The 20,767-nt window shown below is 46.0% G+C and carries 14 protein-coding genes; 5 read left to right on the plus strand and 9 right to left on the minus strand.

Annotated elements, in window-relative coordinates; translation table 11 throughout:
* Positions 1-84 precede the first annotated feature (84 nt).
* The gene (gene galU / locus ABEW32_RS00115) at positions 85-966 is read right to left on the minus strand and encodes a UTP--glucose-1-phosphate uridylyltransferase GalU (protein WP_430183565.1); all 882 of its coding nucleotides are present in this window, start codon (positions 964-966) and stop codon (positions 85-87) included.
* A gap of 187 nt (positions 967-1,153) precedes the next feature.
* Here galU and ABEW32_RS00120 point away from each other — a divergent pair, with 187 nt between their 5' ends.
* Positions 1,154-2,185, plus strand: coding sequence for a glycosyltransferase family 2 protein (locus ABEW32_RS00120; protein ID WP_430183567.1), 1,032 nt, complete (start codon positions 1,154-1,156; stop codon positions 2,183-2,185).
* Positions 2,186-2,198: 13 nt separating this feature from the next.
* Positions 2,199-2,636 carry a GtrA family protein gene (locus ABEW32_RS00125; RefSeq protein ID WP_430183568.1) on the plus strand — a complete coding sequence of 146 codons (438 nt, stop codon included), beginning with the start codon at positions 2,199-2,201 and terminating at the stop codon, positions 2,634-2,636.
* A 102-nt stretch (positions 2,637-2,738) separates the two neighbouring features.
* On the opposite strand, the gene ABEW32_RS00130 is transcribed toward ABEW32_RS00125, so the two are convergent.
* From ABEW32_RS00130 to ABEW32_RS00145, 4 genes are all read right to left on the minus strand, one after another.
* Positions 2,739-5,249: a U32 family peptidase gene (locus ABEW32_RS00130; protein ID WP_430183570.1), complete on the minus strand. Its 2,511-nt coding sequence runs from the start codon at positions 5,247-5,249 to the stop codon at positions 2,739-2,741.
* 433 nt (positions 5,250-5,682) lie between these two features.
* Positions 5,683-6,123 carry a GNAT family N-acetyltransferase gene (locus tag ABEW32_RS00135; RefSeq protein WP_430183799.1) on the minus strand — a complete coding sequence of 147 codons (441 nt, stop codon included), beginning with the start codon at positions 6,121-6,123 and terminating at the stop codon, positions 5,683-5,685.
* A gap of 373 nt (positions 6,124-6,496) precedes the next feature.
* The gene (locus ABEW32_RS00140; protein ID WP_430183572.1) at positions 6,497-8,410 is read right to left on the minus strand and encodes a stalk domain-containing protein; all 1,914 of its coding nucleotides are present in this window, start codon (positions 8,408-8,410) and stop codon (positions 6,497-6,499) included.
* A gap of 49 nt (positions 8,411-8,459) precedes the next feature.
* Positions 8,460-9,692 (minus strand): S1C family serine protease, encoded by a 1,233-nt coding sequence (locus ABEW32_RS00145; RefSeq protein WP_430183574.1) that lies wholly within the window; start codon positions 9,690-9,692, stop codon positions 8,460-8,462.
* A gap of 360 nt (positions 9,693-10,052) precedes the next feature.
* Between ABEW32_RS00145 and ABEW32_RS00150 the strand changes: the two genes are divergently transcribed.
* Complete coding sequence (locus ABEW32_RS00150) at positions 10,053-11,678, plus strand: nitrite/sulfite reductase (RefSeq protein ID WP_430183576.1); 1,626 nt, start codon at positions 10,053-10,055, stop codon at positions 11,676-11,678.
* 113 nt (positions 11,679-11,791) lie between these two features.
* On the opposite strand, the gene ABEW32_RS00155 is transcribed toward ABEW32_RS00150, so the two are convergent.
* The 3 genes from ABEW32_RS00155 to uvrB form a co-directional block, all read right to left on the minus strand.
* The gene (locus ABEW32_RS00155; RefSeq protein ID WP_430183578.1) at positions 11,792-13,003 is read right to left on the minus strand and encodes a hypothetical protein; all 1,212 of its coding nucleotides are present in this window, start codon (positions 13,001-13,003) and stop codon (positions 11,792-11,794) included.
* A gap of 412 nt (positions 13,004-13,415) precedes the next feature.
* A complete protein-coding gene (uvrA, locus tag ABEW32_RS00160) occupies positions 13,416-16,277 on the minus strand; it encodes an excinuclease ABC subunit UvrA (RefSeq protein WP_430183580.1) in 2,862 nt (953 codons plus the stop codon).
* Positions 16,278-16,446: 169 nt separating this feature from the next.
* Positions 16,447-18,438: an excinuclease ABC subunit UvrB gene (gene uvrB / locus ABEW32_RS00165; protein ID WP_430183582.1), complete on the minus strand. Its 1,992-nt coding sequence runs from the start codon at positions 18,436-18,438 to the stop codon at positions 16,447-16,449.
* A 208-nt stretch (positions 18,439-18,646) separates the two neighbouring features.
* Here uvrB and ABEW32_RS00170 point away from each other — a divergent pair, with 208 nt between their 5' ends.
* Both ABEW32_RS00170 and ABEW32_RS00175 read left to right on the plus strand, forming a co-directional pair.
* Positions 18,647-19,474, plus strand: a complete 828-nt coding sequence (locus ABEW32_RS00170; protein ID WP_430183584.1) for a flagellar motor protein — start codon at positions 18,647-18,649, stop codon at positions 19,472-19,474.
* A complete protein-coding gene (locus tag ABEW32_RS00175; RefSeq protein WP_430183586.1) occupies positions 19,458-20,276 on the plus strand; it encodes a flagellar motor protein MotB in 819 nt (272 codons plus the stop codon). The genes ABEW32_RS00170 and ABEW32_RS00175 overlap by 17 nt, the downstream gene beginning before the upstream one ends.
* Before the next feature lie 232 nt (positions 20,277-20,508).
* On the opposite strand, the gene ABEW32_RS00180 is transcribed toward ABEW32_RS00175, so the two are convergent.
* Positions 20,509-20,736 (minus strand): Spo0E family sporulation regulatory protein-aspartic acid phosphatase, encoded by a 228-nt coding sequence (locus ABEW32_RS00180; protein WP_264216819.1) that lies wholly within the window; start codon positions 20,734-20,736, stop codon positions 20,509-20,511.
* Positions 20,737-20,767 lie beyond the last annotated feature (31 nt).

The following is a 20,767-nucleotide window of genomic DNA, read 5'->3' on the forward strand; positions in this document are numbered from 1 at the left end:
AAAAGAGACTATCAGATGACGTTACATCATACTGATAGTCTCTTTTTTTATATTGAGAAAGCATAGTTCGATTTAGTGAGATGTTTATTTTTGTTGGTCAATCTCTTCAATAACCTGTCTCATATAAGCCAATACTTCATCTTTAATCTCGTTATGCTGTAGAGCATAATGAATAGTCGTTTCAATGAATCCCAGCTTCTCGCCAACATCGTGGCGATTGCCATCAAATTCATAAGCCAGAATAGGGTTCTTTTCTCCCAGTTTAGACAATGCGTCCGTCAGTTGAATTTCCCCGCCTACTCCTGCGGATTGCTGACCCAGGATATCAAAAATATCAGGTGTCAAGATATAACGTCCCATGATCGCCAAGTTGGATTTGGCTTCTACCTTCTTTGGTTTTTCCACTAATCGTTCCGCCTCGGAGATTTTGGAAGTGAGTGCATGGCCTTCCACAATTCCGTAACGATGCACCTCGTTCCAATCGACTTGCTTTACACCTACTACAGAACGCTGATACTCATCGAACACGTCAATCATCTGTTTGAGACATGGATTCTCAGATTCAACGATGTCATCTCCTAAAAGTACGGCGAATGGTTCATCACCAATAAACTTACGTGCACACCAGATGGCATGCCCCAAGCCTTTAGGTTCCTTTTGACGAATATAGTGGATATCTGCCATCTCTGATGGTTTGCGTACTTCATTGAGCAGGTTCCATTTTTCCTTCGAAGTCAAATTATGCTCCAACTCAAAGGAGTAGTCAAAATGATCCTCTATCGCCCTTTTGCCTTTACCAGTAACGATAATGATATCTTCTATACCAGATGCAACAGCTTCTTCAATGATATATTGAATGGTTGGTTTGTCTACAATGGGAAGCATCTCTTTAGGCATGGCTTTCGTCGCAGGAAGGAACCGAGTTCCTAGTCCCGCAGCAGGAATAATTGCTTTACGGATTTTCATAGGTAAAACTCCTTTTCGACAAATCTTACTAAATTATTCAATAGTTTGAGTAACGTTTGGAAATTGCTAATAGTTTATTATAGCACTTAGTCATTGCATTGTTATATAATTTAAGTAAATCATATTATAGACCAAAAAAGATAGAAATTTGAGTACCAGATAAGCCAAAATTTGAGGAGAGAGTTCTTTGGATTCAATAATCAGTAACCCTGTTTTAACGTTAGTTATTCCCTGTTATAACGAAGAAGAAGTACTGCCTGAAACCATAAGCAGACTTACAGTCATTCTGGAAGAGTTGGCTGAGAGCGAGCTCATTTCTAAACATAGTAAAATGTTGTTTGTTGATGATGGTAGCCGTGATCAAACATGGGACATCATCGCATCATATAATCAAAAAAATCCTTTTGTCAGTGGCCTCAAATTGGCGAAAAATGCGGGCCATCAAAATGCTTTATTATCTGGGTTAATGGAAGCTAAAGAAACCTCAGATTGTGTGATATCTGTTGACGCTGACCTGCAGGATGATCTCAACGCTATCCGAGAATTCATAATAAAATTCAAAGAAGGCAATGACATCGTATATGGGGTTCGGAAGAGTAGAACCACCGATACATTTTTCAAGCGTTCAACGGCCCAAGGTTTCTATCGTGTGATGAGTAAAATGGGCGTTAATATCGTATACAATCATGCGGACTACCGTTTGATGAGCAAGAGAGTTCTCCAGGAATTAAGCAACTTTAAAGAGGTAAATCTCTTTTTACGCGGTCTAGTTCCATTAATAGGTTATAAGTCTACTGAAGTATATTACGATCGGCATGAACGCTTTGCTGGAGAGTCCAAATATCCTTTAAAGAAAATGCTCGCTTTTGCTTTCGATGGAATCACCTCGTTTAGCGTAACCCCGATACGGCTTATTTCGGCTGTGGGCTTTGGAATGTTTGGCATCAGCGTATTAATAGCTGCCTATACCCTTATTAGTAAGTTCCTCGGTACCACGGTTTGGGGCTGGTCTTCTCTAATGTTGTCCATCTGGTTTATAGGTGGTCTACAACTCGTCGCACTCGGACTCATCGGTGAGTATATCGGTAAAATATATAAGGAAGTAAAACAAAGACCTAAATATATTATTGAGACTATATTGGAGTCCCAAAGCACCTTAGACACTGAAAACACAAAAAAAGTGAATAATAGTGAAAGGGAAGCTGTCGCGGTCCAATAACAGATGCGAACAGGTGAATAATTTGACTATATTTCAGAATAGTTTTTTCCGTTTTCTTGTCGTAGGTGTTCTAAATACAATATGCGGCATGTCCGTCATGTTCTTGCTATTTAATATTTTAGAGACTAACTACTGGTTATCGACCTTTATTGGTAATTCTGTAGGCGCCACTGTAAGCTATTTCTTAAATAAAAGATTTACCTTCAAAAATGATGAGAACCATGGACAAACCATTTGGAAGTTCATCTCTATTATATTGATATGCTATATACTGTCGTATTGTCTCAGCTATCTAATCAGTCACTACCTGATCTCAAGTTTGAGTATTAAAAATAATGAGATTCTTGGCAACGTGTCTATTCTAATCGGGAATGTTTTCTATACTTTGATTAATTATATTGGACAAAAATTTATTGTTTTTTCTAAAAAAACAAGTGCCCAAAAAGTATAGCAATAAGAGGCTCAATGGTAATTGTCTGGATAAACTAACAATTAAAAAAGGGTATGTGCTGTCAAAGCACATACCCTTTTCGCTTTTTCTATAGCAGCCTTGTTACTTCACCAGTTGCCCACGTGTAACCCCTAGCTGATTCGTCGCTTTCAGCGTCTTCCATACTTGTGTTCCGCTGATTTCTCCGCGCAAGGCACGGTTATAGAGATCAATAACCTCATGAACTTGCTCTGGTGTCTCCTCCAAAAATTCCACGCGGTAACGGGACACGCCTAGTTCCAGGAAGTTAGACAGGTATTCCGCGCCTGATTGCTCAATCGCGTTGTACACCGTATTACGGCATCCTTCATCCACGCGAACCGGGTGAGACATCCCAATACGATCACGCAGGGATGCGCGATGATCCTCACATGGACGACCACAGTTGGTGTAGTCTGTGCCTTCACTCATAAAAGTACAATACACGCAGTGTTCGGTATGGAACATCGGCAAATGCTGCTGGATGACGATCTCCAGCTTGTCGGTACGTGTACGTCCCAGCATATCGACCATCTGTTGAATGTTCAAATCATATGACGGTGTCACCAGGTCACAGCCGGAATCCAGGAACAGGTCAGCCGCTTTATGGTTGGCGATATTCAGCGAAAAGTCGCCAATTAATTGCGGATGATGTGCATCCGGGTTCTCCAAGCGATGACGCATGTAGAAATACAATGCACCCGGATTGCGTACCAGCACAGCATCCGGTTGCAGGCGTAGGATATTGTTGTGATATCCGTTTTCACCCGGCATGTGAATACGCGGAGTCACCAGCGCAATTCGGCGCCCAGCGCCGTGCACAGCCTCTACAGCTGCCGGGAATTGCTTGATGAACTCGAAGTCGGCGTAGATGAACTCCACGCCGGCCTCAAGCGCAGCCTCCACCTGAGGGAGGCTGCGGCACAGCGCGGTCAGCTCTGCCTGACCGCGTGCCACAGACGATGCCGGAGTCGCTGCATCGCCATACACCTCTACCGCCCGCTTCGTGTATACGGGTGGTTTGGGGCGCTCACCCGCGAGCAGTTCCACCGCCTGACGGCGGATACTGTTCAGCTCGCGCATAGGCACGATGACGTCCCCATGCAGATGGACGTCCAGCTCTTCCAGCTGGAACACCGTTCCGCCCAGTCGGCCGAATTGCTCTTCGAGCAGTTCATGCGTCATCGGACGCTTCTGGGCGATTTCAAGTTCCAGCTCGGAGTCCACGCGGACCGTTGTGCCTTTCTGCACGTCGGTCCACCATGTCGACAGCGGCTGTCCTGGGGAGCCGCTGACCCGCACATGTACCGGGAAGACACGGTACGGCTTTTCGGTTTCGTACGACTGGCGCAGACGCTTGTCTAGCGCCGGGTCGTTGGTCTTCCAAATACGGTCGCCCACGTGCACACGGCGCAGATCCACATCGTTGCGTCCTGCTACGATGTCAACGATCCAGCCTTCTCCGGCCTCGCCTTCAATCTTCACGCCCTTGCGGCGGATATCGTATACACGTCCGCCTTCTTCTTTTTGCGTAGGATCCCCTGCATCGAATACAATACCATCGCCACGCTTGAGCGGTGCATCGATACGGCACACTACGCCGTCACGTAGAATTTGCTCTACTCGGCCCAGATACACGCCCCGGCTTTTCGGGAACGTACCGTCCACCAGTTTTTTGTTATTCGTTCCTTCCAGAAACCCGTGCGTAAAGCCGCGTGAAAAGCTCTGCTGCAGCTCGCGGATATCTTCTTTGCTCGTTTTAGACGTATCGCCGTCAAAATACTTGTCAATGGCCTTGCGATATTTGCTGACCACATTTGCTACATATTCAGGCGTTTTCAGCCGCCCTTCGATTTTAAAGGAAACCACACCTGCCTCAATCAGTTCTGGCATTAAATCAATGGCTGCCAGATCCTTGGGAGATAGCAGGTATGTCACATCGGCCATCGGCTTTTGCTCTCCATCCACCATCAGATCGTAAGGCAAACGGCATGCCTGTGCACACTCACCACGATTTGCAGAGCGTCCGCCCCACATTTCTGAAGTCAGGCATTGGCCTGAGTAAGATACGCATAGCGCTCCATGCACGAATACTTCCATCGGGAGTCTTGCTTGATCGCCAATTTTTTGAATCTGTTTCAGATTATTTTCACGCCCCAGCACAACCCGTTCCATATTGTACGGCTTGGTGAATTCTACAGCCTCTGGCGAGGTAATCGTCATTTGGGTAGAACCATGAATCGGGAAATCCGGTGAAATGTCGCGAATCATTTTCACCAAGCCCATGTCCTGAACAATTAGGGCATCGACTCCGGCGTCAATACAGGCATCAACCAGCTCTTTAGCGTCCTCCAGCTCGTTTTCAAATACCAGTATATTGAATGTCAAAAAGCCCTTAACCCCGTAGCTATGCAAAAACGCCATAATTTCGGGTAGTTCCTCCATGCGAAAATTGTTTGCCCGTGCTCGTGCGTTGAACTTTTCCACCCCGAAAAAGATCGCATCGGCTCCGTTCGCTACCGCCGCACGCATACAATCCCAGTCACCCGCTGGTGCCAGAAGCTCGACATCTTCTCTTCGTACTGCTGATTTCATTATTGCCCTCCCTATATGCTGAAAACGAATGGTCCCTCATTGGATCTCGTTGTTTTCAGGGCAGCTATGCTGCTTATTTGGTAATCTCACGAGTGTTCCATCCTCTCATTCCAAAGCTGATCATGTTCAGTCAGGGGAATGGAAACCTACTAAGATTCGTATTTTTGAATCCTATCTTTTTCTATCATCTTGTCCGATCATTCACACGCTGAACCATCGGTCCCTTGTATGAATCGCATCCAACTCAAAAAATCCGCATTACAAACATCTGCGGCAGAAATTATTCTTATCTTGTAACTAATCTAGTGTACCAGACTGCGCCCCAAGCTTCTACACTTTCCAAGCGATTCCTTTAAAAATATAATACTAAAAACACAAAAACACCCCCAATCCCGGTCAGCGGTGTATTGGAGGTGCATCATCATACCATTAATTAGGCAAAGCTATACTTCGCAAGCATTTCTCCCCAGGGTGATATTCCTTCCTCCCTGAAACCAGATTTTCTGTATAGTTTTCTAGCTAGTTCATTGTCTGGTTTATATCCAATCATGATCATATCAGTCCGATTACTGGCTTTCCTTATTTCGTCGATAACTAGCAACATTGCATGGTAACCATGACCTTGGCCTTGAAATCTTTCGTCAATCATAAATCGGTAAATCCAGTAATTTCCGTCATCCGGGTCTAAACCAAACATCGTAAAACCAATCAATACGTCATTATTATAAATCGCTCTAGATAAAAACCCATCTAAAAACTGACATTCCGCAATTGAGTAAAGGTTAGATACCATAAACCTTTGTTGCTCAGGGCTCGGTTCAAGTTCAGCACATTCTTCCCAATTACTTTTGTCGACTGCCTTTAGCGTAATTATTTTCGGATTCCTCCTATATATCGCCTTCCATTTTTTATATTACCAAAGCTTACTGACCTTGCCGTAAGAAAAAGCTCAATGTTGAAGCTTGGTGTTCGTGTTATAGCAAAAAGGCGAAATAAGGCCTCGTAAAAGTATGCAGCCTTCGCACTTCCCTGCTTACTTCACTCTCTAAAAGATTAGGAATATTTGGCGGTGGCCAGCGAAGCGGGCCATTTGAATCCGAAGAAGCGCCAGCGCTCGCCTTTGACCTGGGATTCTTACTATTTAATCCTTACACAATCCAAGAATCCCGGGTCAACAGCGATCGTAGGATCAAATGGCATGCGTAGCCTCTACCCACTACAGTTCACTAATCTTTTATCCTCACCCTTTACTTCACAAAACTAAACGAATTCAGCGTCGAATCTAGTGCGTTGGACTGTACGCCAGTGTTGTTCGCATCGTTCAATGTCGTTGTCACGGTATATGTTTTACCGTTATGCTCCAGCACGATTTGGCGACCTGTATAACCGATGCCTTCCTCCACACGGTGGAATGTAAAGGACACTGCCGGAACTCCAGCAAACGTTACGTCCTTAACTTCCTCCACTTTGAGGTTTTTATAGTTTTTGGCTTGTTTATCATAGAAGTCTTTAAGCTGGGACACCGTTAATTCAAAGGTTTGGTCGTTGTCGATTTTGATAGAAAAACGTCCTCCGGTAAATTGATACTCTATATCGCCCAATTCAAATTGATCGCTAACCGCGGTCCAATACCGTGGGATATTTACAGTATATTCATATGCTTTAGACGTCTTTTTGATTGTTTTCGTTTTGTCCGCCAGGTAGTCATCCTCTTCCAGTTGTCCAAAGTTATTCGCTACCGTTGGGAAATCGATCTGAAGCGAGGAGATGAGCGCATTAAACTGGTCATTTCCCTTGCTTACCTTTTCAGGCACTGCGTATTCAGCCAGGTAGCGGTATCCATTTTGCTGAATCAGCACATTGTACTCCTTAACCCATTCATCCCCAAAATTATAGCGGTACTCCTGCACCAATCCCTGAACGCCTGCAACCTCCAGCGGATACGTCTTTTGTGCCTCATAAGCGGTGGACACAAATGAATCACTCAGCCATTTTTGCAGCTGCTGACCCCAGTTCTCCAATTTTCCATCCGCTGGAGCTGAGGTGACTTTCATTTGGAAGCTTGATCCGTCATTGCTTTCATATTGCATTCGCTGGTCGTCCATTTTCCAGCCTGCAGGTATTTTGAGAAACACACCATAGTCCGGGTTCCCGGCCTCGCGTGTGCCTCCTACAACAGTGGACAAGTCTTTAATACTCTTATCCTGTGCGTTAAAAGAGGTTTTAAAGGAGTTCAACAGTCCAGCATACTGGGCCAGATCTTTATAGTTCGTTGCTTTAGCATCGGAAAAATAAACGACATACAGTCGTCCGTTGTCATAGTACTGGCGATTTTCCCATAATACGCCGTCCCCATCCTTCGTAATAACGCGAGCATAGGGCACTTTGGCTTTCGGGAAGGATTTTCGGTCCACCACAGTTTCTCCCGTTTCCTTGGCTGCTTGCACCAATTGTTGCAATAGATCGTCCGCATTCAGTGGAACGGGCTGTGACGCTGTGTGTACTTCCATATAGTATGCACTGTTCTCGTCCATAAATGTGGAAATGCTCTCATCCCCACCTCCCTGACCGATGACGAGTCCTGTTGGATAGTTCATGGACCAATCGTAGTAACTATTCCCGATTTGCGTCTTTCCCTCATCGTTATCAATGTTCGGTGTATCTTCAGCTACCGTGCCCGCCTCTTCTTGGGCTTGCATCCGAATGATGATTCCTGCTCCATTCTTCTCCAGCTTACCGCCAAGCCCTTCTGCTACTTGACGCAATGGCACCATGAGAATCCCCGATGACATTTCCGGCGGAGCCGGAAGTGTCACCTTGTGCCCCCTCACCCAGGCTGTACGACTACCGATCGTCAGCGATACGACATGAGTGCCACTGGTGATCTTGACCACATTATCTTCAGCCAGACGAATTTTACTGTTAAATGCCTTTTTAAATACACCAGCCGGAACCATCAACGCTCCACTTTTGGAGTAGGGCTTCGTAATATTTGCATTTTGGCCGTTTACAATGGCTGTATTGCTGCCGCTTTGCAGACGCAATTCCAACATGTTTTTATCTTGATCTGCTGCAACTGCTGGCAAAGCGGTAAGCAGAAGGGACAATGCGACAGCGCCGACCCCCAGCTTACGCATCATTTTTCTTTGAATATGCTTCACAGTAAATCTCCCTTTAGCTTTATTTTATAGATTCATGAGTTGTTATCGTTCACTTTCCAGTAGCTGGCTCTGATACTTCCTTCAAAGGCGCTATACTGTCATCTGCAACAGTCCCCGATTCATTCGAATCTTCAAGATCTTCTCCAGACTGAATGGAATCATAGATTTCACCTGTGTCCTGTGTCAGTGCCAGCTTGCGCTTTACAATATCACCGTCCGATTGCATAAGTACACTGACCGTTTGACCTGGTTGATAGTTTTTAAGCAGCTCATTCACATCAATGGCAGAAGCTACACGCTTGCCGTTAATGCTATACAGCTCATCGCCTTCCTTGATTTTGGCCTGTACGGCACTGGCTGAGGTGACTTTGGTGACTTTCAATGGGTCCTCGGTAGGCAGCCCTACGATCGCCGACCAGCTCTCTTCAAGCCCTAGGCCAAGACTAGCACGCCGAACCTCACCATATTTGAAAAATTGATTGATAACATATTTCACTGTATCCGCCGGAATCGAAAAGCCCATATTTTCAATCCCGACCGCTGAGAATTTCATTGTATTGATCCCGATGACCTCGCCCTTGAGGTTGACCAGCGGACCACCGCTGTTACCAGGATTAATTGCAGTATCACTTTGAATCAGACGATAAGCAGCATTGACACCACGGTTTAGCCCACTAACAACACCTGAGGTTGCCGAGTTACGAAGTGAAAAGGAGATCGGCGTACCGATAGCTACTACCTGCTCGCCTACCTGTAAACTATTCGTAGAAGCTGCAAAGGTAGCAGGCTTAAGGCCGCTTGCCTTGATTTTAATCAACGCCAAATCACTGATCGGATCGCTGTAGCTGTCGATGATTCCGTAGGATTTTCCGTCGGAGGTTACAACTACGGCATCACCTAATCCTTCGATTACATGCGCATTCGTAACAATCCATCCATCTGCCTTAATGATCACACCCGTGCCATGAGCCAGGTTGTATCGGTCTCCCCCTGCCACGGTCTCTCCTGTCGCAGAACGGCCAATGATGCCGACTACCGAAGGAGATACATTTTTAACGACCTGCGGCACACGATCGGCCGATAACGTATATGTACCATTTGCGCTGTTATACGCGCCGCTGGTTCCTAATGCTTTATTCATATCACTCACATTAACATAGACCCCGCCATTAATGACCTTGGCCTTTAGCGCAGCTCCACTGCTGGCTGCACCTGCTGTTCCAGAAACACATAGAGCGCTGCCCAAAGCTAGCACAGCTACCCTTTTCCCCATCTTACGCATATACTCACCATTTCCTCTCTAACATGACCCTGTTCTATCAGTTAGTCCAAATCTACCATAGAGGGGACAAGCATACAATCGCTTTAAGCCCTATCTTTTTCTAAAATAATGCGGTTTGCTGTATCCCTATCCTCTCATACTATTTATATTATAAATTTTCCAAATCCTTATATCAAAAAAATAAGCAAAAACAATAAAAAATCGTTATACCCTTTGGACCATTCCTTCGTTTACGGGCATAACCAACTATGATACCATCACATTATATCTTAGTTATATTGTCGGAAATAAAAATAAAATCGTGAGCCCTGCATGCAAAATCTCAAGTATAAATAAGGTACCTGAAGGAGGTTAAACAGGATGGCCTATGAACCCATCTGGAATGCTCATCCCGATAAGCTTAACAAGTTTGAGTTGGTCAAGCTGGAAAAGGACGGTCTCGACGTTATACGTACGATCATCGAAAGTTATGCACACCAAGGCTATGACTCAATCTCTGCGGACGATATGGACCGATTCAAATGGGCTGGGGTGTATCAGCAAAAACCCAAAGATGGTCATTTCATGATGCGTGTCCGCATCAACACAGGGATCATGACTTCAGCCCAGGCACGTGCTTTAGCGGACATCTCCACACTGTATGGGCGCGGTCTCGTGGATGTCACCACTCGTCAGGCGATTCAATTTCACTGGCTGACCGTTGAAGACCTGCCGGATATTTTCGAACGACTGGAGAAGGTTGGCTTGTATTCCTTTGAAGCCTGTGGAGACTGCCCGCGTACTATTGTCGGCAATCCGCTGGCTGGCATTGATCCTAATGAACTGGTGGATACTCAGGAGATTGTAGATGAAGTAAACCGCTTTTTCTTATTGAATCGCGACTTCTCCAATCTTCCACGTAAATACAAAATGTCCATCTCGAGTAACACCTATAACAATGCGCAGGCTGAAATTAACGATCTGTCCTTCACACCAGCGACCAAGATCCTTGATGGAAAGGAAGTAGTCGGCTTTCATGTGATGGTTGGCGGTGGATTATCCGCCAAGCCGCATTTGGCGCAGTCACTGGATTTGTTTGTCCGTCCTGAGCAAGTACTGAAGGTTGCTATTGCTGTCACCACCATCTTCCGTGATTACGGCTATCGTGAAAAACGACACCATGCCCGTCTGAAATTTCTCGTTGCCGATTGGGGACCAGACAAATTTCTGACCAAACTCACCGAATACACCGGCGAAATGCCGGGACGAGGGGAAGACAAAACCATTGGCTGGCAAGCCGCCTATTTTGATGGTGTGCATCCTCAAGCCCAAGAAGGTCTGAACTATGTCGGTCTAAATGTGCCTGTCGGTCGTCTCAGTGCTGACGAGTTGCATGAACTGGCTAATCTGGCTGACCGCTACGGCGATGGACAGATTCGTACCACGATGTCGCAAAATATTTTGCTGAGCGGTGTACCGGATGACCAAGTAGATGAGCTACTGAAAGCTCCTGTACTGCAACGCCTGACACCACAGCCCAAGCATTTTATGAGCCGTACCGTATCGTGCACAGGCAATGAGTTTTGCAATCTGGCGATTGTGGAAACGAAAAAGCGCGCGGTTGACGTTGCTGAGTATTTGGATCAGCACGTACAATTGGATGAGAAGGTGCGCATCCATTTTATCGGCTGCCCGAATTCCTGCGGTCAAAAGCATATTGCGGACATTGGGCTGCAAGGCTCGCTCCTTAAGACACCTGAAGGCATGGTTGACGCGTTCGACATCGCTGTCGGCGGAGCGCTTGGAGCAGGTGCCCAGTTCAACAAGGCACTCAAAGGCCGCGTACGCGGTGATCAGGTTGGTCCTGTATTGGCAGAGCTTATCCTGTTCTACAAAGAAAATAGGATCGCTGGCGAAAGCTTTTATGCGTATGTACAGCGTATAGGCATTCCGTCTTTCCAGGAAAAGCTGTCTGCTATTTTAAAGTCCAGCCACGTTGCATCCTAGACATAAAGCCCATTAAACAGCCTGCTTGTATTTAATAAACAAGCAGGCTGTTTCTTATACCATTCAGCAGCTACATGCCCACTTTTTCAATTTCACACAAAAAAGATACCGGATTACTCCGGTATCAATATTTTCGCAAAATCGAGTACTGTTGGCTTCTGAGCGCCTGTTGTAGATGTCACCACTGCGTAGCCTGAAGGTATCTTGTATATCAATCCCGTATCATATCGGATGCCGAAGGAGTTATCTTCCTTATAATGAGTCTTCGTTTCCCACACCTGCGTACCGTTTGCTTTTAAGCCTGTGATGGTGATGCCATGCATCTTCGTGGTTTTACCCAGTGGATCATATTGATCACTGAACTGGACGTACAACTGCTCCTCAGGTAGATACACCCGATCAGCTGCATAGTCGTCTGTATTACTAAACAATTGCAGACCATTACTTAGCACCTGAGTACGCTTACTATTTCCTTTGAGCCCTGTTATAGCAATATGACCGCTGGGCAACTCACGTACCGTGGCAATGTCTTTACCCGATCCTAAGTCCAGATGGATGTCACGAATATTGCGACCGTATACATCTGCTTGTACCGCTACGGGACCATCTGAGCTGTTTAAAAGCGCATAATATCCATTGTGACTGCCGACTAGCCATCCTGAGATCACTCCGCTTGTCATTCGATTCCATAGCATATCGCCAGTTTCAGTGTATTTAAGGACAGTGAAGGACTGCTCCGCAGGGTTCAGCGAGGACACCAGAAAACCACCATCCTCCAGTGGCTCCAATCCTAGCTGAGTATTCTGCCCATAGGATATTAAGCCGTCAGTGGATAACGTTCTGGACCATAGGGTATTACCATCCGCGTCCAATCGTGAAGCCTGCAAATCTCGCATTCCATCCGACTGGGTATAATCAACCAGAAACAGCAATCCACCATCTGACGTCTCCCGCTGGACTCCCCTGCTGCTTGATCCTGTTTGTACATTTAGATCCTGCTGGTGTTTCCATATATTATCCAGAGAACTGTCGAGCTTGCCATACGTGACGTGTACTACACTTGCTTCTGTATCGTCTTCGACGTTCAGCATTAAAAACCCACCATCCGCTGCTGGCTGAATGTAATTGTGAGCGCTCTCGGAATCCCTAATACTACCAATCACTGCACTGGTTTCGATCTCGGCTTGTTTGGGCACATACGCCTCGGATACCTCGGATGCATAGGACGGTGCAGCACTATAACCCAACAACCATGCCGCTAAAGTAACTCCTGTTGCCCATGAGTATATACGTGTACGTAGAACTCTACTTTGCTTAATCTTCAAACGTTCCAGCTCCCTTCATGACTTCCTCAGAGATGTGGTATAAACCTTGGATGTAATAAAACTATAGACGGTTTCGCTTCAACTAGTAGCGGTTGTCACGTGGGCACGGAACTTTGTATGATGCTAGATAATCATAAGTTATATATTAACCTCTTCAAGCCCGAGCCTAAACATGAAAACTCCACAAAAATTAGAGATTACTCAGAGACTTTCTGTCGATGAATATACATATAGATTTATTATTCCAGCACTTGTTAAACTATGTGTCACATGCTTTAACGCAGAAACTTAATAAAAGTTTTCTTTTTTTACAAAAAAAATAAACCCTGCCAACAGAAAGGTACATATACGCTAAATCGTATTCTGCCTTCCTGCCTGTGCAGGGTTTTCAAGATGTACGTTAAAACAGTATTTATAGATCGACTGTCTGAAGCGCTTGGCTGCGCTGTGTATCCCGTTCAAGGATCGGCTTTAAGTATCGGCCTGTATAGGATTCATCGACTTTTACGAGTTGTTCTGGTGTCCCAGTAGCCAAGATTGTTCCACCGCCGCTTCCGCCTTCAGGCCCCAGATCAATCAGGAAATCGGCTGTCTTAATTACATCTAGATTATGCTCAATAACCAGTACGGTCTCTCCTGAATCGACCAAGCGGTGCAGCACGGTCAGCAATCGGTCAATATCGTGAACATGCAGACCGGTTGTCGGCTCATCCAAGATATAAATGGTTTTGCCCGTGCTGCGACGATATAATTCGGAAGCCAGCTTCACACGCTGTGCTTCACCACCGGACAAGGTAGTCGCTGGTTGACCCAGCTTGATATACCCCAAGCCTACATCCATCAGCGTTTGGATCTTGCGATGAATCTTCGGAATATTTTCAAAAAATGCTGTCGCATCCTCTACCGTCATCTCCAGCACATCAGCGATACTCTTCCCTTTGTACTTAACCTCAAGGGTCTCCCGATTATAGCGTTTGCCTTTGCACACTTCGCATGGTACGTATACATCTGGCAAAAAGTGCATCTCAATCTTGATGATACCGTCGCCTCTACAAGATTCACATCGGCCTCCCTTAACGTTAAAACTAAACCGGCCTTTCTTGTAGCCTCGAACTTTAGCCTCGTTCGTCTGCGAGAATAAATCACGGATATCATCGAACACTCCGGTATAAGTTGCAGGATTGGAACGCGGTGTACGACCGATCGGCGATTGATCAATCTCAACAACCTTTTCGATATGCTCTAGCCCGCGAATTTCTTTATGCTGACCTGGGCGTACTCTCGCACGGTTCAGATCACGCGCCAACGTTTTGTATAAAATTTCGTTGACCAGCGTCGATTTTCCAGATCCGGATACGCCGGTGACAGCCGTGAAAACGCCCAATGGAATTTTGACATTCACATTTTTGAGATTGTTCTCCTTGGCTCCGCGAACCTCCAGCCACTTATCCGCAGGCTTGCGCCGCTCGGTGTTAACTGGAATAAACTTGCGGCCGCTCAAATATTGCCCAGTCAGGGAATTCGGATCTTCCATAACTTCCTGCGGGGTACCCTGTGACATAATCATGCCGCCATGGATTCCGGCCCCTGGCCCAATATCAATGATATAGTCCGCTGCCATCATCGTGTCTTCGTCATGCTCCACCACGATCAACGTATTGCCTAAATTCCGCATATGTTCCAGAGCACTAATCAGACGGTCATTATCTCGCTGATGCAACCCAATACTTGGCTCGTCCAAAATATAAAGCACGCCCATCAGACTGGACCCGATCTGTGTCGCCAATCGGATACGCTGTGCCTCCCCGCCGGACAATGTACCTGCCGCACGGCTTAGAGTCAGATATTCCAGACCAACGTTCACAAGGAATCCCAATCTACTGTTAATTTCCTTTAAAATGAGGTTGGCAATCGACTGCTCTTTCTCACTTAGCTCTAGTGTATGGAAAAAGTGAGACGCCTCCCCGACAGATAAAGCTGTCACATAAGCGATATTACGCTCTTGTATGGTTACCGCCAGGCTTTCCTTTTTCAGTCGATGCCCCTTACAGGTGTTACATGGCTTTGCGCTCATAAAGCCTTCAATAAATTCACGTATTCCCTCAGAAGCCGTATCACGGTAACGACGCTCCAAGTTCGGGATAATGCCCTCAAAGGTCACATAGGCTTCCTTACGTTGGCCAAAATCATTTTCATAGCGGAAACGAATCTTCTGGTCACCTGTTCCGTGTAGAATAAGATTCATTTGTTCTGGCGTCAATTGGCTTACAGGAATGTCCTGCGGAATACCATAGTGTTCGCATACGGACTGCAAAAATTGAGGATAATAAGTGGAAGTTCCTCCACTCCATGCCTGGAACGCCCCATCTTCCACACTTTTTTCTGGATCGGGTATGAGCAGATCAGGGTCAACGACCATTTTAACTCCTAGACCATCACAATCCGGACAAGCGCCAAACGGACTATTAAAGGAAAACATCCGTGGAGACAGCTCTTCTATACTAAAACCGCAAATCGGACATGCAAAGTTGGAGCTAAATCGCAACTCCTCTTGCCCTATAATGTCTACAAGCAACTGTCCGCCTGAAAGATTCAATGCCGTCTCAATAGAGTCGGACAGACGCGCACGTACATCTTCCTTAACTACGATCCGGTCCACGACCACTTCAATCGAGTGCTTCTTGTTCTTCTCCAGTTCAATCTTCTCGGACAATTCACGCAGTTCGCCATTTACACGTACCCGTACAAAGCCCTGTTTGGCTATATCAGTGAACAGTGTCTTATGCTCACCTTTGCGGCCGGATACCAATGGAGCCAGAATTTGCAGCCGTGTCTTGTCAGGATACTGCAAAATGCGGTCTACCATCTGTTCGACAGTCTGTGAAGTGATTTCAATGCCATGTTCAGGACAATGAGGATGACCGACCCGTGCAAATAACAACCGCAGGTAATCATAGATTTCTGTAACTGTTCCGACTGTAGAACGTGGATTTCGACTTGTCGTTTTTTGATCAATAGAAATCGCAGGAGACAGGCCGTCAATAGAATCAACGTCCGGTTTCTCCATTTGCCCGAGGAATTGACGAGCATATGCAGATAGAGATTCCACATATCGCCGCTGCCCTTCTGCATAGATCGTATCAAAAGCCAGTGATGATTTGCCTGAGCCGCTAAGCCCTGTCAGGACGACGAACTTGTCCCGTGGAATCGTCACGTCAATATTTTTGAGATTATGCGCGCGTGCGCCTTTGATGATGATGCTTTCATTCGCCAAATGTTTCATCTCCTTAGCCGTAGTTCACGTCATCCTATATCGCATTGGATTATCCGATGGAAGTGATATATCGCAAAGAGAACGACCATATTGGCCGTCCTCACTATCTCTTAAAAGCAATCAAACATTTTATTATCAATATGTTGTGCTTCTAGTCTATTCTCAATGTTTAATCAGCACGTAACTCCAGCAAAGCATCACGCAACTCGGCAGCCCGTTCGAACTGTAGATTTTTGGCCGCATCCTTCATTTCTGCTTCTAGGCGCTGAGTGAGGGATTGACGCTCCTTCTTGGAAAGTTTACCCGTCTCATTAGGAAGGTAATCATTCTTGGACTCTGTCGCCTTGGTTGCTTCAATGACATCACGAATCTTTTTGCGGATGGTTTGCGGAGTAATCCCATGTTCTTCATTGTATTGAATTTGAATCGCACGGCGCCGTTCCGTTTCCTTGATCGCTTTATCCATAGAATCGGTAATCTTATCGCCGTACATAATAACACGTCCGTCACTATTCCGTGCTGCCCGTCCGATTGTCTGAATCAGAGAGCGCTCAGAACGCAGGAAGCCTTCTTTGTCCGCATCCAAAATCGCAACCAGCGATACTTCCGGCAAATCGAGACCTTCCCGCAACAGGTTGATCCCGATCAGCACATCGAAGGTTCCGAGACGAAGATCCCGCAAAATCGCCATCCGTTCCAAAGTCTTAATCTCGGAGTGCATATATCGAACCTTAATGCCCACTTCTTTTAAGTAGTCTGTCAAATCTTCAGCCATTTTCTTCGTGAGTGTGGTGACCAGTACCCGTTCTTCACGTTCTATGCGCTGCCGTATTTCATTAATGAGGTCGTCAATTTGACCTTTGCTTGGACGCACCTCAATTATAGGATCGAGGAGACCGGTAGGACGAATAATCTGCTGTACCATCGTATCGCATTTTTCCATCTCATACGGGCCTGGAGTAGCGGATACATAGATTATCTGATTTACTTTGTCCTCGAACTCCTCAAACTTTAGCGGTCGGTTATCCAATGCAGATGGCAAACGAAAACCATGTTCAACGAGCACATTTTTACGCGCCTGGTCCCCGTTATACATCGCACGAATCTGCGGCAAAGTAACATGAGATTCGTCGATGACGATCAGCATATCATCTGGAAAATAATCCATTAGTGTATATGGTGTCGCTCCCCGCTCGCGGAATGTGAGTGGACCCGAGTAATTTTCGACACCAGAACAAAAGCCAACCTCTCTCATCATCTCGATATCATAGCGGGTACGTTGCTCCAGACGTTGCGCCTCTAACAGTTTCCCTTGCTCCTTCAGCTCTGCTAACCGCTCTTCTAGCTCACGTTCGATATTGACTAGGGCTACCCTCATCGTATCCTCATGAGTAACAAAGTGAGACGCCGGGAAAATGGCAATATGCTCACGTTCACCGATCAATTCACCTGTAAGCACATTAATCTCAGTGATTCGTTCAATTTCATCACCGAACAGTTCTACCCGGATTGCATTTTCTCCATGGGAAGCCGGGAAAATCTCAACAACATCCCCCCGTACACGGAAAGTACCCCGCACGAAGTTGATATCGTTCCGCTGATATTGAATATCGACCAAGCGGGACAAAATCTGATTGCGGGGTTTCTCCATGCCGACTCTAAGCGAGAGCAGCAAGCTTGAATATTCTTTCGGTGAACCCAAACCATAAATGCAAGAGACACTCGCTACAATGATAACGTCACGACGCTCAAACAGAGAGCTTGTGGCCGAGTGGCGAAGTTTATCAATCTCTTCATTGATGCTGGAATCCTTCTCAATATACGTATCGGAAGAAGGGATGTACGCTTCCGGTTGGTAGTAATCATAGTAGCTGACAAAATAATCGACGGAGTTGTTCGGAAAAAATTCTTTAAACTCACTTGCCAGTTGAGCAGCCAAAGTCTTGTTATGCGCGATAACCAGTGTAGGCCGATTCAGCTTGGCAATAGTCTGAGCGATGGTAAACGTCTTACCTGTTCCTGTAGCACCCAATAGAGTTTGATGCTTCTTTCCTTCTGCGATTCCCTCTACCAATTCAAAAATGGCTTGGGGCTGATCGCCTTGAGGTTGGAATTCCGACTGAATTTCAAAAGTCTTATCGCTAACAACGATATCACTCATTGCCCTGCATCACCCTTATCGTCTAAAATGAAAACATCATGTTTTTACACCAATCGAGCTTTAACGTCTTTGCCTGTAATTCTATGTCGATATTTCCCGCGCAATGATACTTGGGAAATATGGTTGAATAAGAATGTTTGTTCCCGTATTATACCTCTTTCTTACCGTGGATGCAAACGATAAGTCTTGAATAGGAGTGAATTAAATTTTGGATATCACCATCGTATTGGGCATCATCGCCGGAATCATAGCATTAATCGGTGGCTTCTTATGGGAAGGCGGCGAATTCACAGGGCTGCTTCAAGGTACATCGGCTCTGATCGTATTTGGCGGAACATTCGCCGCCGTTGTGATCAGTTACCCTGCCTCCAAGCTGAAGACTATACCCACCGCTCTGCGGATGGCTTTTAGTCGTGAGGATAATCCTACGGAGCAATATATAGAAGATTTGGTTTCCATGGCTGCCACCTCGCGCCGATCCGGTGTGCTTGCGTTAGAACGTATATCATCGGAGCATCCGAATGCATTTTTGCGGGAAGGTCTTCAACTTGTCATTGACGGCACCGAACAGGAGCAGATCAAGCAAATATTAGAACTAGAGTTAGATGCTATTGGGCACAAACATGAGGGGTACGCCAAAATATTTGAATCGGCAGGCGGCTATGCCCCTACGATGGGAATTATCGGTACGGTCATGGGTCTGATCCATGTACTGGGCAGCCTAACCGAGCCTACTGCGCTCGGGCCGTCGATTGCTGTGGCTTTTATCGCAACTTTATACGGCGTTGCTAGCGCCAATCTGATCTTTCTGCCCATCGCATCCAAAATAAGAGCAGCCAGCGAAAGTGAAATAATTACGATGGATTTGCTACTGCAAGGTATCCTAGCGATTCAAAACGGAGAGAACCCTAAGCTTGTACGCAAGAAGTTGGAATTTTTTATCCGTTCAGAGCAAAATATAGATCGCAAACCGCCTCGTCGCTCAAGTCCAGAGAGCGTTTCTCCAAAGGAGGATTTCCATGAGAGTGCGCGCTAAGCGCCGTGGGCGTCAAGGTGGTGGTGGCGGAGACCAACGGGATCGGTGGATGATTACCTATGCCGATCTGATCACCCTGCTGCTCATTTTTTTCGTCGTAATGTATGCTATGAGCAGTCTGGATGCTAAGAAATACGACGTGGTAGTTCAATCCCTACAGGATACGTTCCACAAGGGAGATTCTATTTTGGAGCAAGGCTCTGGCATTACGGGAACTGCCGATCGTTATACCAGCAAGAATCCACCTGCGACCAAGCAACCGGCCTCTAATAAAAAGGAAGCAGGATCAACCAAGCTCACCGAGCGTGAACAAGCTTTTCGCAAGCAGGAACAAGAGCTGCAAAACCTAATGGGTGTCATTCAGGAATATATTACAGACAACAAGCTACAAAACCAGATTTTCGTATCCGATCAACCACGTGGCATTGTCATTACGCTGAATGACCGCTTTCTATTCGACCAAGGCAGAGCGGCACTCAAGCAGGGTTCTGCAAACACGCTCTCCAAATTAGCCAGTCTGTTCCGAGATTTGAAAACACCGATTAGCATTGAGGGCCATACGGACAACATTCCATTCACGCGTTCCTCTAACTCATCGACTTACAAGGACAACTGGGAGCTTTCCGGCGCTCGGGCACTGTCTGTGCTCCGGTTCTTTATCGACCGAGAGCAGCTATCCCCTTCAGGATTCCAATATGCGGGTTATGCAGATACCCGTCCGGTTGGCGATAATAGCACCGAAGCAGGGCGACAAAAAAACCGCCGTGTCGAAATCACTGTGTTGCGGCAGTTGCAGCAGTAAAATCCAAAAACCTCCTAAGTCACGCAATAACGTGAATGGGAGGTTTTTTTAGATGTATCATCATGTTACGTGGCTTCCGCTTTGATGTAGACGCAGAACAATAAACTGTACGAACAACGTGGATAAGGGCGGCGTACAAGATCTAATAGAGGTTATTTTGTTTATGCTATATCTCACTATGTATTAGAAGCCCAAGGTGAAGTTAGGTTTTATCTTGTCATGATGCTCGATGTTAATAAGATAAGACAAGCTCGTGTTGGTTCTCTTGGATCTGTGAACTTTGGGGTACGCTCTGTTGTCTACGATAGCTATATTTCCAATCACTGTACTTATTAAGGAGCCGATCCAACTCCATAGACTTGGTCAACACCCGTCGATCCTTCAATCCCACCTCTTTCGCCAAATCATTTAATTCTTTTCGCTTTTCTTCGATGCACTCCTCCAATTGTTGCCATTTCACATCAATAAACCTCCTGTTCGGTGTGGTATTT

It is taken from the genome of Paenibacillus jamilae (assembly GCF_050482105.1).
GTDB lineage: Bacteria > Bacillota > Bacilli > Paenibacillales > Paenibacillaceae > Paenibacillus > Paenibacillus jamilae_B.